This is a genomic window from Buttiauxella sp. BIGb0471 (assembly GCF_024807715.1).
Lineage (GTDB): Bacteria > Pseudomonadota > Gammaproteobacteria > Enterobacterales > Enterobacteriaceae > Buttiauxella > Buttiauxella agrestis.
This window is the reverse complement of sequence record NZ_JANUEU010000003.1, coordinates 557,528-570,720: the sequence shown is the minus strand read 5'-3', so window position 1 is coordinate 570,720 and position 13,193 is coordinate 557,528. Positions and strand designations below refer to the sequence as shown.

The window sequence follows — 13,193 nt, the reverse complement described above, 5'->3', positions numbered from 1 at the left end:
ATTTGTCGCCCCTCCATTGAGGGGCGACATCATTAACTCGTCAGACTTTCATGCACATCCATCGCTAAATCAAATGAATGTAGTCGGGCTTCGGTATCAAATATTTGCCCGTTCACCATGATTTCATCGGCCTGTGTTTCCCGCAGGAGTGAAATCAGCCCGTGGCGCACCTTCGCCTTATCGCCAACTAGCGACATGCTCAACGCTTGCTGAACGCCATACTTCTCGGCGGGACTCCAGAAATTATCCATATTTTCAATTGGTGGCGGTAGTTGGCCAGTCTCACCACGACGGAGTTTAACGAAAGCCTGCTGCATAGAGGTAAACAGGAATTCAGCATCACGGTTGCTGTCGGCGGCGACGATATTTATACACACCATCGCGTACGGTTTTTCCAGACGCGCAGACGGTTTGAATTGAGCGCGGTAAAGTTGCAGCGCCTGGAACAACATATCTGGAGCAAAGTGTGAAGCAAAGGCAAACGGCAGCCCAAGTTGTGCGGCAAGTTGCGCGCTATATAAACTGGAACCTAACAGCCAGACGGGGATTTTCGCGTTGTAACCCGGAACCGGGCGTACCGCCGGGTTAGGGTCGGTTGCGTCAAACCACGAAACCAACTCACTGACATCGCGTGGGAAGTTGTCGATATCGCCGCTCATATGGCGGCGCAACGCCATCATTGTACGCTGGTCGCTTCCCGGTGCGCGCCCCAGGCCTAGATCGATACGGCCCGGATAGAGCGTCTCAAGCGTGCCAAACTGCTCAGCAATCACTAACGGCGAATGGTTTGGCAACATCACGCCGCCTGAACCCAGGCGCAAAGTTTCGGTATTCGCCGCAAGATAGCCAATCAGCACGGATGTCGCCGCACTGGCGATACCGGTCATATTGTGGTGTTCAGCCAGCCAATAGCGATGGTAGCCACGCTTTTCGGCAAGGCGAGCTAAATCCAGAGAACGATGGAACGCATCACGAGGCTGGGAGCCTTGTGGAATCGGGGCTAAATCGAGTAGAGAGAAAGGAACTTGGGTGATGTCAGACATAACGGCTCACTTTGTTAGACGAAGTGGGTAACTTCGTTTGCTGATAATTAGCCTTAGTATTGCGCAGAACCATCAACAATTAAGTAACAAAGTGAGCCTTTTCTCAGCTCTGAGTCACCAGTTCTAATCCAGCGACGCGTCGCCAGTAACCATTGCAATCACTTTGCTGCGCTAGCGTCAAAGGCGCATTGCCATTCTCATTTTTGCGGAAGGCTTCCAGTACGCGCAATGTCTCCATCCCCATCGGCGATAAACGTACCATATCGACCAGGCCTTTCATCGACGCCAGTTCATTACCGAGGTTGTACACATAGCCGCTCATGGTCTGAATGCCGTTGAGCACAAACACTTGCTGGTTTTCCTGCGAAAGCATATTGCGCCCGACAGGATATTTAATGCAGCAGGTCTCGCATTCATCTTTTGGCTTATCTTCAGAACGAGCGGTAAAGCAGCGCGCAGAATAGGCCAGCGGTAAATGACCGTAGCTCAGGACTTCCACTTCAAACTTGTTGCGAATACCCAGCTCATCACACTGAGTCAGCATGTTTGCCAGCCAGTCGCGTGACAGCTCCACAGGCATGCACCAACGAATCATGCCTTGTTTGAGTAACAGACGCAGAGTCACCGCGTTGTAGCAGTTAAGCGCATGACCGGCGACAAACGGCAGCTTGCGCTCTGCCGCCATATTCACGGCACCCAGGTCATTGGCTTCAATCAGGAAATCGCCATTCTCAACGTAACGTTTTAGCTCGTTGAGTTCAGACGGAGCCTGAACCAGGGCGAGGGTCGAAAGCACCACTTGTTTGCCCTGGTCTGCGAGGTTTTTCGCCATATCTAACCAGTCGCCAGTTTTTGTCGCACGACGCTTACTACACACTGACTCGCCAAGATAAATAGTCTCAGCGCTGCTGTTTGCGGCAGCCTGATAAAATTTTTCCAGCGTCTCTTTTGGCCAGTAGTAAAGCACCGGCCCTAATGAATATTTCATGGGTTTTCCTACTGCCATTTACGGTGATAGGCACCGAGTGTGGTTTGCGTGCCTTCAGCCATCTCGCCCAGCGCTTCCATCCACGCAGGTTGAGCGCGATAGTTTTCCGGATCGGCCATGCAGCGGTCGATAGCCTGACGCCAGACTTTGGCGACCTGGGTGACATACGCCGGGCTACGCTGGCGGCCTTCAATTTTCACCGAAGCAATATTTGCCGCGAGTAATTCAGGGAGCAGTTCAAGCGTGTTCAGGCTAGTTGGCTCTTCAAGCGCGTGATATTTCTGGTCATCAACCAGATAGCGACCTTTACACAGCGTCGGATAACCTGCGTTTTCACCATCCTGATAACGGTCAATTAGTACATCGTTGAGACGAGACTCAAGCCCTTGCGGCGTTTGCTGCCAGCGCACAAACCGTGCCGGAGAACACGCGCCCACCGTATTTGGCGATTCGCCAGTCAGATAAGAAGAAAGGTAGCAACGGCCTTCAGCCATAATGCACAGGCTGCCAAAAGCAAAGACTTCCAGCGGCACTGGCGTTACCCTGGCTAATTGTTTTACCTGATGAATGGATAACACGCGCGGCAGAACCACTCGTGCGACATCGAAATGGCGATGATAAAAACGAATCGCTTCTTCATTGGTGGCGGAGGCCTGTACCGAAACATGGCGCTCAATGTGCGGATAACGCTCTGCTGCGTACTCAAGCATCGCCAGATCGGCGAGAATTAATGCATCGGCTCCGAGTTGCGCTGCCATATCCACTGCTCGTTGCCAGCGCACATAGCCGTCAGGGTGCGCAAACGTATTGATAGCGATATGCAATTTACGGCCATGTTGATGCACGTAACTCACCGCTTCTTGCAGTTTCTTCTCCGTGAAATTCAGTCCAGCAAAATGGCGGGCGTTGGTGTCATCTTTAAGACCAATGTAAACCGCATCGGCACCATTATCGATGGCCGCTTTCAACGCCGGTAAGTTTCCGGCTGGGCAAAGCAACTCCATAATTTATCCTGAATCATCGGGTAACCTTTGAGGAAACCCATGCAGCCCAGGGCAAGGGCCACAAAATTGTTAACGAACTGGGATTTTAGTTAACCCGTCCACGACAAATTTTGATTTAAGGCAGTTAATGGCGTATTGATGACATCAATATAGAGGTATCGATAACCCGCGTAATTGTTGATTTGCACCGCTACGGAGAATGGCTGGTGTGGCAAAATAGCGTTCAAATTTCTCAAGGAGTAAAGCTCGTGTTGGATAAATTGCGTTCACGCCTGGTCCATTTAGGCCCGTCATTGTTAAGAACACCGGTTAAACTGACGCCCTTTACTCTGAAGCGCCAGGTACTTGAACAGGTTCTGGGCTGGCAGTTTCGTCAGGCAATGGAAGAGGGTGAGCTCGAATTTCTTGAGGATCGTTGGTTAAGCATTGAAGTCCGCGATCTCGGCCTGAAGTGGTTTACTTCGGTACAAGATAATAAACTGGTGGTTCGTGAAGACGCTCCTGCTGATGTCAGCTTTAGCGCAACGGCGAATGATTTGTTGATGATCGCTGCACGCAAACAAGATCCCGATACCCTGTTTTTCCAACGTCGCCTGGTTATTGAAGGGGACACCGAATTGGGTCTGTACGTCAAAAATTTAATGGATGCCATTGAGCTGGATGCGATGCCGAAACCTTTACGCATACTGCTGCTGCAACTGGCTGATTTTGTCGAAGCAGGTATGAAACACAAACCTGTTCCAGAAAGTAACTCGGTAGGTGAGCCATGCTAATTCGTGTAGAAATACCTATTGATGCTCCCGGCATCGACGCTTTACTTCGCCGTTCCTTTAAGGGCAATGGTGAGGCAGATTTAGTGAAGGATTTACGAGAAGACGGCCTGTTAACACTTGGCGTTGTGGCGACAGATGACGAAGGTCAGGTTGTCGGTTATGCCGCCTTTAGCCCGGTTGCGGTAGAAGGTGAAGAGCTTCAGTGGGTTGGTTTAGCGCCGCTGGCAGTTGATGAAGCTTATCGTGGTCAGGGGCTGGCAAAACAGCTGGTCTATGAAGGGCTGGATTCACTCAATGAGTTTGGCTACGCGGCGGTTGTCACATTAGGCGAACCGGCATTGTACGGGCGTTTTGGTTTTGTTCCTGCTGCACAATTCGATTTGCGTTGTGCGTGGCCTGATACCGAAGCCTATTTCCTGATTCATCCACTGGCTGATGACGCGCTTAATGGCGTAAGTGGATTAGTGGAATATCACGAGCATTTTAACCGAGAGTTTTGATCTCTGATGACGTTTGAAGGCTTGCCAGCAGGTCTTCAAACGACAATGCTCCTTTTACCAGCATCTCTTTCTGCGCTTTAGTTAGCTGCTTGATGCGATATTCCAGGCGCAAGGCGCTTGAACGATCGCCAACCAGATGGCTGAATGCCAGCGTCAATTCACCTTTCCCGCGCAATGCTTTAGCGCCTTTTCCAGCCTGATGCTGCGAGAAGCGGCGTTCCACATCGGTGGTTATACCGGTATATAAACGGTTATCAAGGGTGCGAACTAAATAGAGATACCAGGGAGACATAGGTCAGGCGCATAATTAACGTTTTACGCAGAATATCACTCTTCAGGTTGTCCATGGAAACTCTCAATGCCATCAGTCGCTGGCTGAACAAACAGCATGTACTGACTTACTGCGCTGGCGGTCATAGTGATTTATGGTGCGCCAATGCGTTCTATTTATACGATGCGCAGCGCGTGGCTTTTTATCTGTTAAGCGAATCCCACACCCGCCATGGCGAGTTGATTGGTAAACAAGCCAGGGTGGCCGGAACCGTTAACGGGCAGCCGAAAACCGTCGCACTTATTCGTGGCGTGCAGTTCCGTGGGGAGATTACGCTGATTGAAGAAGCTGAAGCGGCAAATATTCGTAACCTTTACTGCAAACGTTTCCCGGTGGCGAGAGTGATGTCTGCTCCGGTCTGGGAAATTCGGCTCGATGAGCTGAAAATGACAGATAACACACTCGGTTTTGGGAAAAAACTGCATTGGCTGCGAGATAACACTAAGCTTGGTGAATAAGCGACAGGAGAACTTATGAGCCGGGTTTTGTTAACAGGGGCCACGGGCCTCATTGGCGGGCATCTATTACGCATGTTGATCGAGGCGCCGCAAGTCAGCCACATCACTGCGGCGACACGGCGTCCATTACCTGCAATGAATAAAGTCACCAATCCCCACGATCCTCAATTGAGTGATGCACTCACACAATTAACCGAGCCACTTGATACCGTGTTTTGTTGCCTCGGCACCACGATGAAAGAAGCGGGCAGCAAAGAAGCTTTTGTGCTGGCGGATTACACGCTGGTGGTAGATACCGCCATAACCGGTCAACGCCTTGGCGCGAAGCATATGCTGGTGGTGAGCGCGATTGGCGCTAATAGTAAATCACCGTTTTTCTACAATCGTGTGAAAGGTGAAATGGAAGAGGCGTTGATCGCGCAAGACTGGCCACATTTAACTATTGCTCGCCCGTCCATGTTGCTTGGGCACCGTGAATCGCAACGCTTTAATGAATCGCTGTTTGCGCCGCTGTTTAAAATCATGCCAGGGAAATGGAAGTCCATTGAAGCCAGAGACGTGGCAAAGGCAATGTTGCGAGAAGCGCTGGCCACCTCTCGCGAAGGCGTGAACATTCTGGACTCGCGGCAGTTGCGGGAAATAGCAAAAGCCCCTTAAGGGGCTTTATCGCAAATGATGCACAACCTGGTTGCTGCTGCCGCGCCAGACAAGCGACGGGTCTTTTAGCTCCTGAACAAATTTACCGTCAATCAGCACGTTAATTAAATCTACCACTTCACGCTGATCTGCCGTTAACTCACCAAGCGTATAACCCGTCCACATCCAGATATCTTTGCCGGGACATTCCGTTTTCACTCGTTGCACCAGTTTCAGCACATCCGCGATGTTTTGCGGATGAAGCGGATCGCCGCCCGAAAGCGACAACCCCTGGCGGCGAATACGCGTGTCATTCAGATCGTTGATTATCCGATCTTCCATTTCCTTGGTGAACGGCATACCTGAATTTAACCGCCAGGTGCTTTTGTTGTAACACCCGGGGCATTCATGCACGCAGCCAGAAACAAACAGCGTGCAGCGTGTTCCCGGCCCATTGACTATGTCGACCGGGTAGTACTGGTGAATATTCACTTAGCCTAACTGCCCGTTACCCAAATGCTTCACGCGGCGCTTAACTTCTTCCTGCTTACCGGCGTTAAATGGACGTGCATCCGGACTACCCAGATAACCACAGACGCGGCGCGTTACGGATACGCGAGCTGCATCGTGGTTGCCACATTTAGGGCAGGTGAAGCCTTTGCTGGTGCACTCAAACTCACCGGTAAAACCGCACTCGTAGCATTCGTCAATTGGCGTGTTGGTGCCGTAATACGGAACGTGTTTGTAGCTATAATCCCAGACATCTTCCAGCGCTTGCAGATTGTGCTGAATATTTGGGTATTCGCCGTAACAGATGAAACCGCCGTTAGCCACTGGTGGGTATGGCGCTTCAAAGTCGATTTTGTCGTATGGGTTAACTTTCTTCTCAACGTCTAAGTGGAAGCTGTTGGTGTAGTAACCTTTGTCGGTCACGCCAGGAACTACGCCAAATTCGGCGGTATCAAGACGGCAGAAACGGTCACACAGGTTTTCACTTGGCGTACTGTAAAGGCTGAAACCGTAGCCGGTTTCATCTTTCCAGGTGTCGGTCGCCAGGCGCAGACGCTCAACAATTGCGACGGCTTTAGCGCGTAACTCTTCGCTATCGTATACGTGTTGATTGCCAAACAGTGCATTCACCGTTTCGTGAATGCCGATGTAACCCAGGGAAATCGACGCGCGGCCATTTTTGAAAATCTCAGAAACGTCGTCGTCTGCTTTCAGACGCACGCCGCAAGCTCCTTCCATATACAGGATAGGTGCCACGCGAGCTTTAACGCCTTCCAGACGTGCAATGCGCGTCATCAGGGCCTTGTATGCCAGTTCCAGTCGCTCATCGAGCAGTTTCCAGAAGGCAGATTCATCACCTTTTGCTTCCAGCGCAATACGCGGCAGGTTCAGGCTGATAACGCCGATATTGTTACGGCCATCGTGGATCTGCTCGCCATTTTCTTCGTACACGCCGAGGAAACTACGGCAGCCCATAGGCGTTTTGAACGAACCGGTCACTTTCACAACCTGGTCGTAGTTCAGAATGTCCGGGTACATGCGCTTGCTGGCGCACTCCAGCGCGAGCTGTTTGATATCGTAGTTTGCGTCGCCAGCTTTGTGGTTCAGGCCGTCTTTAATCGCAAACACCAGTTTTGGGAACACCGCTGTTTTACGGTTTTTGCCCAGACCCGCGATGCGATTACGCAGAATAGAAGTCTGAATCAGGCGAGATTCCCAACTGGTCCCCAGACCAAAACCGAAGGTCACGAACGGTGTCTGACCGTTAGCGGTGTGCAGCGTATTCACTTCATATTCCAGCGACTGGAAAGCGTCGTAACACTCTTTCTCGGTGCGAGAAAGTGCATAGCCTTCGGCATCCGGGATCTGCCACTTTTCAGCAGTCTGGCGATGTTTTTCAAAGCTTTCAGTGACGAACGGTGCCAGCACTTCATCAATACGGTTAATCGTGGTGCCGCCGTAAATGTGGCTGGCAACCTGGGCAATAATTTGCGCCGTGACGGCGGTCGCCGTAGAGATGGATTTCGGCGGTTCAATCTCCGCATTACCCATCTTAAAACCGTGCGTCAGCATACCTTTCAGATCAATCAGCATGCAGTTAAACATCGGGAAGAATGGCGAGTAATCCAGATCGTGATAGTGAATATCACCGCGCTCGTGCGCCAGCACCACATCACGCGGTAACAGATGTTGAGAAGCGTAGTGTTTTGCCACGATACCGGCTAACAGGTCACGCTGAGTCGGGATAACTTTGCTGTCTTTATTGGCATTTTCGTTGAGCAAAGCGGAGTTGGTTTGTTCTACCAGACCCCGGATTTCCTGATTCAGGCGGCCACGTTTTTCGCGCTCGATATCACGGTCATGGCGATACTCGATGTAAGCGCGTGCAAGTTGCTTATAGTCGCCAGCCATCAGCTGGTTTTCTACAGCAGTCTGGATTTCACCAATATCAACCTGGCTGCGGCCTTCCATCTGTGCACGGACAATATCTGCGACGCGGCCGCAATAGTCTGCGTCATCGACTCCCGCTGCTTTAGCTGCACGAAGAATAGCTTCTTTAATGCGCTCTGAAGTGAAAGGTACTTTGCACCCGTCTCTTTTCATCACATGCGGTGTCATGATCTCTCCATCTAAAAAAGGTTATCCACAAAGGGATGTCATTGTCTGCAAGCCGGGTTTTGCTCGCATTGCCATAGGCTTTCTGTTTTTGCCCCTGGCTTTATCCACAGATAATCCCCAGAAGTGGCTGTGGCTCTTGTTGCTATAATAGTCGATTAATACAAGATGTAGGGGCGGGGTGCATTTTAAGGTCTATATGTAGTGATTTGCATCAAACAAGTTTGCGATTTTATTGATGCAGGACAAGGTAAATCGGGCGTAGCAGGAAGGATGGGCAACAAGAAGAAATCTTAAAATTATGGGGAAGAGATCTCCCTCAAATAAGAGGGAGAAATTGAGGGAAGTTTAACCTTGCAACCAATAAACCGCTTCAAATGGTCGTAAACTCATTTCACCCGGTTTGCCCGCCGCATCAGCGTAATTACTCATTAGCACATCCCAGTCACCCTCTAAGGCTTCAGGCACCCACCATTGGTTTTCACGGCTGAGGTTTGCCGCAACCACCAGTGTCTGGCCTTGCCATTCGCGGCGATAGCACCATAAATACGGATGCTCAGGCAGTAAATCCTGATAGCTACCCCAGGTGAAAACAGGATTCGCTTTACGCAGCGTAATCAGTTTCTGATAGGCATAAAATACAGAGTCCGGGTCATCAACGGCTGCTTTGGCATTGATGGTTTGATAGTTATCGCACAGGTTTATCCACGGGGTGCCGTCAGTGAATCCAGCGTGTTCGCCGTCATTCCACTGCATCGGCGTGCGGCTGTTATCACGCGATTTACTGGCAAGGATAGCCAACAGGTTTTCACTGTCACGGCCTTGCGCGCGTAGCTCTGCGTACATGTTGTGGCTTTCCACATCACGGTAATCAATGATGCGTTTGAAGTGCGGATTGGTCATCCCCAACTCTTCGCCCTGATAAATGTACGGCGTGCCCTGCATACCGTGCAGCACCATCGCCAGCATTTTTGCCGCCGGAACACGCAGTTCGCCTTCATCACCAAAACGCGACACAATGCGCGGCTGGTCGTGGTTACACCAAAACAACGCATTCCACGCCACGTTATGCATGCCTTGCTGCCAGTGGCTGAAGATAGCTTTAAGCGCCACGTAATCCGGAGCCGCCAGCGCCCATTTTTGCCCGTTGGGATAATCCACTTTCAGGTGATGGAAGTTAAACGTCATCGACAGTTCATTGCTATTCAGCGCGGCATATTGCTGGCAGTTATCGAGCGTCGTTGACGACATTTCGCCCACCGTCATCAGCTCGCGTGGCACAAACACGTCGCGGCTCAGCTCTTGCAGATATTCGTGAATACGCGGCCCATCGGTATAAAAACGACGCCCGTCACCGCCTTCAATATCACTTGGGAAATCTTGATCTTTCGAAACCAGGTTAATCACATCAAGGCGTAATCCATCCACGCCGCGATCGGCCCAGAACTCGCAAACCTTCTTCAATTCAGCGCGAACCTGCGGGTTTTCCCAGTTGAGATCCGCCTGCTCTGGGGCAAATAAATGCAGGTAATACTGGCCACTTTCTGCATGCCAACGCCAGGCGTTACCACCGAATTTAGAGCGCCAGTTGTTAGGCAGAACATCAGGCGTACCGTCGCGCCAGATATAAAACTCGCGGAAGGGGCTTTCTTTGTTCAGCGCTTCGTGGAACCAGGCGTGCTGGGTGGACGTATGGTTAAAAACCATATCCAGAATGACGCGGATGCCGCGCTCGTGGGCGCCGGCGACTAACAAATCGAAATCATCCAGCGTGCCGTAGGTGTGGTCGATGGCGCAGTAGTTCGCCACGTCGTAACCGTTATCCACCTGCGGTGAGACATAAAACGGTGTCAGCCAAATGGCATCAACACCCAGCAGCTTCAGGTAGTCCAGACGCTTAATGACGCCAATCAGATCGCCCGTGCCGCTGCCAGTCGTGTCCTGAAAACTCTTCGGGTAGATTTGGTAGATGACACCATGTTGCCACCAGGGAGGAGTTGTATTCATAAATCATTCCTAAAACCAGTGAGGCCAATGTGACCTCTGTTGTCGGATGACGCTAACGCTTATCCGACCTACGAAAAGCCGTTGTAGGGTGGATAAGCGCTAGCGTCATCCACCACCGATTGTGAACCGACTAAACCACTAACAACGTGCCCTGACGGTATTTGCGCTTATACATCACACTGGTCAGCACGATTGGAATCACGACTGCAATCAGAATGGCGAGGGAATAAACTTCCCAATAGCGCGGCTGAATGGACAAAATTCCCGGCAAGCCACCCACGCCAATCCCGTTCGCCATCACTCCGCTCAGGCCACACAGCAAGCCTGCCAGACCTGAGCCAACCATCGCGCACAGCATCGGGAAGCGGTATTTCAGGTTGATGCCATACATCGCCGGTTCAGTTACACCGAGGTAGGCAGAAATCGCCGCCGGAACTGAAATCTCACGCTCGTTATGCTTACGGCTGCAAATAATGATGCCGACAACCGCGGATGCCTGCGCAATGTTAGACAGCGCAATCAATGGCCACACCGGCGTTCCGCCCATGCTCTGAATCATCTGCATGTCGATGGCGAGTGTTGTCTGATGCACACCGGTAATCACCAGCGGTGCGTACAGGAAGCCAAACAGTGCAGCGCCGACAGGGGCAAAACTTCCCGTCATCAAATGGCGAACCGCAAAGGCCACGCCATCACCAATCCAGCGTCCAAACGGGCCGATAAACGCATGCGCCAGGAACACCGCCAGAATCAGCGAACACACAGGCACTATTACAAGATAGAGGTAATCTGGCACGATGCGTTTCAGACGCGTCTCAATAAAGCCCAGAGCCAGCCCCGCCAGCAATGCTGGAATCACCTGCGCCTGGTAGCCAACTTTCTCGATGGTGAACCAGCCAAAGTTCCAGACTTCCGGAATTTTGCTACCCAATTCATAGGCATTCATCAACTGCGGTGACACGAGCGTGACGCCAAGCACAATACCAAGGATAGGTGTCCCACCCATTTTTCGCACTGCTGACCAGCAAATACCGACCGGTAAATAGAAGAAAATAGCTTCGCCAATCAACCATAAGAAGTCGTAAATCGATTGCAGGGACGGGTGCATTTGCGCCAGTGTCTGCCCGTTGCTCATTGGCAAATCGCCAATCACATTTCGGAAGCCGAGGATTAAACCCCCGCTGATTAATGCAGGTAGAAGTGGGAAGAAGATCTCGGCGAAGTGTGAAATTAATTGCTCGTGCCACTTCATATTCTGGCGCGCAGCGAGTTTCGCTTGCTCTTTATCTGCGGTGCTATGGCCTGTCGCGGCGATCAATGCCTTGTAGTAATCGCCCACTTCCGGACCAATCACCACCTGGAACTGCCCGGCGTTTGTAAAGCAGCCCTTAACCATCGGCAGCTCTTCAATCTCTTTCGGCTTCGCAATCGCAGTATTGTTTAATACGAACCGTAAGCGAGTGATGCAGTGACTGACGGTGGCAATATTCTCGCGCCCGCCGACCAGTTCTATCAGCTTATCAATATCCTGTTGTTTCACTTTGGCCATGATGAGGTCCCAGAGTAAGGAGTGAGGTTTTTTATCTGCCGCAAGGTTATCTTTTAATCTTCATCTCGAAAATGGGAACGTTCCCGAAATCAATCGACGATCACAATAAACCTGAAGTGAGGGGTGTTACTGGAGAGTACTGGGGATAACGATCTGGCGCAGCTCGCGAGCCTGCGTGACTTGCCCAATCAACTGCAAAACCGCCTGGCGACCTGCCTCAGCATAACCTGGATCGACCGTGATGATTTCCGGGTGCAGGAACTTCATCAGCGGCGTATTCCCGACGCTCGCCAGTTGCAGCGTGGTGCGTTGGTGTTCCTGGAGATATTTGCTGGCGCCCAGAGCGAGGGTATCGGTCGCGCAAAGCAGGGCGGTGGTTTCTGGTAACAAAACTTCAGCGACGTGTTCGTAACCTTGTTTCATCGCCAACCCCGGTAGCGCCACGTTTGGCGTCAGTTGGTGTTGTTTGCAAAACGCGAGATATGCTTCATGGCGGCGCAAGCCAGTTGTCACATCGCTATGGGGCACGCCGAGGAAACTGATGTGGCGATGGCCCTGCTCATAAAGGCGTGACATCAAAATATTAATTGCCCCTTCGTCGTCATAACAAACCGAGGCAAATCCTTTGGCATCCCGCGCCATGAGTACCAGCGTCGATTGCCAGGGGGCGAGCATTTTTTCATTGATGCCGGTAAAACCAAACAGAATCACGCCGTCGATATTGCGTCGCTTGAGCATACCCAGATGCTCTTCAACCAGTTCCGGGTCGAACTGGCTTTCCATCATGATCGGGTCGTAACCCTGCTCATAGAGCGACGGCAGCATGGTTTGTACCGCCAGGTTTTCCGATAACGAGTCCAGACGCGTCACGATAATGGCGACGACTTTGTCACTTTGCCCACGCATCGCCCGCGCCGAGCGGGAAGGTGAAAAGCCCTCTTGCTGCATCACCGCTTCCACGCGTTCTCGCGTGCGGGCGCTGACGCCGCTTTCGTTATTCAACACGCGAGAAACAGTCGATTTACCGACACCGCTTAAACGGGCGATGTCTTTAATGGTGAGGCGGCTTTGCATCGTTATCGTTCTTCCCTGCAATCGTTTTTTATAGAGTAAGGTCTGCCCACGATACCACAATGGAAAAAATCTGGTTTACGTCAGGTTTAGGTTTGAAGGCGTAGAATGCCCGCGACTAGTGTAATGACATTTTCTTTTAACCGGAGGCGACATGGAACCTGATCCCAGTCCAAGCCCTGTAATGACAGGAATAATCCGGTAAGAC

At 51.5% G+C, this 13,193-nt stretch carries 13 protein-coding genes; 4 read left to right on the top strand and 9 right to left on the bottom strand.

Annotated elements, in window-relative coordinates; genetic code table 11:
• Positions 1-32 precede the first annotated feature (32 nt).
• The 3 genes from M2371_RS13360 to M2371_RS13350 all read right to left on the bottom strand — a co-directional run bounded on the left by M2371_RS13360 (position 33) and on the right by M2371_RS13350 (position 3,035).
• On the bottom strand, positions 33-1,043 hold the full coding sequence (locus M2371_RS13360; protein WP_259267937.1) for a luciferase-like monooxygenase: 1,011 nt from the start codon (positions 1,041-1,043) through the stop codon (positions 33-35).
• A gap of 103 nt (positions 1,044-1,146) precedes the next feature.
• Entirely contained in the window at positions 1,147-2,049 is a 903-nt protein-coding gene (locus M2371_RS13355; RefSeq protein WP_156104910.1) for a U32 family peptidase, read from the bottom strand.
• Positions 2,040-3,035: a peptidase U32 family protein gene (locus tag M2371_RS13350; RefSeq protein WP_259267936.1), complete on the bottom strand. Its 996-nt coding sequence runs from the start codon at positions 3,033-3,035 to the stop codon at positions 2,040-2,042. The genes M2371_RS13355 and M2371_RS13350 overlap by 10 nt, the downstream gene beginning before the upstream one ends.
• A gap of 248 nt (positions 3,036-3,283) precedes the next feature.
• Here M2371_RS13350 and M2371_RS13345 point away from each other — a divergent pair, with 248 nt between their 5' ends.
• Both M2371_RS13345 and M2371_RS13340 read left to right on the top strand, forming a co-directional pair.
• The gene (locus M2371_RS13345) at positions 3,284-3,808 is read left to right on the top strand and encodes an SCP2 domain-containing protein (protein WP_034498800.1); all 525 of its coding nucleotides are present in this window, start codon (positions 3,284-3,286) and stop codon (positions 3,806-3,808) included.
• Positions 3,802-4,308, top strand: coding sequence for a GNAT family N-acetyltransferase (locus M2371_RS13340; protein ID WP_034498799.1), 507 nt, complete (start codon positions 3,802-3,804; stop codon positions 4,306-4,308). The genes M2371_RS13345 and M2371_RS13340 overlap by 7 nt, the downstream gene beginning before the upstream one ends.
• On the opposite strand, the gene M2371_RS13335 is transcribed toward M2371_RS13340, so the two are convergent.
• Positions 4,292-4,600, bottom strand: coding sequence for a GIY-YIG nuclease family protein (locus M2371_RS13335; protein WP_259267935.1), 309 nt, complete (start codon positions 4,598-4,600; stop codon positions 4,292-4,294). The genes M2371_RS13340 and M2371_RS13335 overlap by 17 nt on opposite strands.
• Positions 4,601-4,653: 53 nt before the next feature.
• Here M2371_RS13335 and M2371_RS13330 point away from each other — a divergent pair, with 53 nt between their 5' ends.
• Positions 4,654-5,097, top strand: coding sequence for a YhbP family protein (locus M2371_RS13330; protein ID WP_259267934.1), 444 nt, complete (start codon positions 4,654-4,656; stop codon positions 5,095-5,097).
• 15 nt (positions 5,098-5,112) lie between these two features.
• Positions 5,113-5,754: an NAD(P)H-binding protein gene (locus M2371_RS13325; protein WP_259267933.1), complete on the top strand. Its 642-nt coding sequence runs from the start codon at positions 5,113-5,115 to the stop codon at positions 5,752-5,754.
• Positions 5,755-5,760: 6 nt separating this feature from the next.
• On the opposite strand, the gene nrdG is transcribed toward M2371_RS13325, so the two are convergent.
• From nrdG to treR, 5 genes are all read right to left on the bottom strand, one after another.
• Entirely contained in the window at positions 5,761-6,225 is a 465-nt protein-coding gene (nrdG, locus tag M2371_RS13320) for an anaerobic ribonucleoside-triphosphate reductase-activating protein (protein ID WP_259267932.1), read from the bottom strand.
• Positions 6,226-8,361, bottom strand: a complete 2,136-nt coding sequence (gene nrdD / locus M2371_RS13315; RefSeq protein ID WP_259267931.1) for an anaerobic ribonucleoside-triphosphate reductase — start codon at positions 8,359-8,361, stop codon at positions 6,226-6,228. It lies immediately after the preceding gene.
• Positions 8,362-8,706: 345 nt separating this feature from the next.
• The gene (gene treC / locus M2371_RS13310; RefSeq protein ID WP_259267930.1) at positions 8,707-10,365 is read right to left on the bottom strand and encodes an alpha,alpha-phosphotrehalase; all 1,659 of its coding nucleotides are present in this window, start codon (positions 10,363-10,365) and stop codon (positions 8,707-8,709) included.
• 130 nt (positions 10,366-10,495) lie between these two features.
• On the bottom strand, positions 10,496-11,914 hold the full coding sequence (treB, locus tag M2371_RS13305; protein ID WP_172893132.1) for a PTS trehalose transporter subunit IIBC: 1,419 nt from the start codon (positions 11,912-11,914) through the stop codon (positions 10,496-10,498).
• Positions 11,915-12,040: 126 nt separating this feature from the next.
• On the bottom strand, positions 12,041-12,988 hold the full coding sequence (gene treR / locus M2371_RS13300; protein ID WP_034498782.1) for a trehalose operon repressor TreR: 948 nt from the start codon (positions 12,986-12,988) through the stop codon (positions 12,041-12,043).
• Positions 12,989-13,193 lie beyond the last annotated feature (205 nt).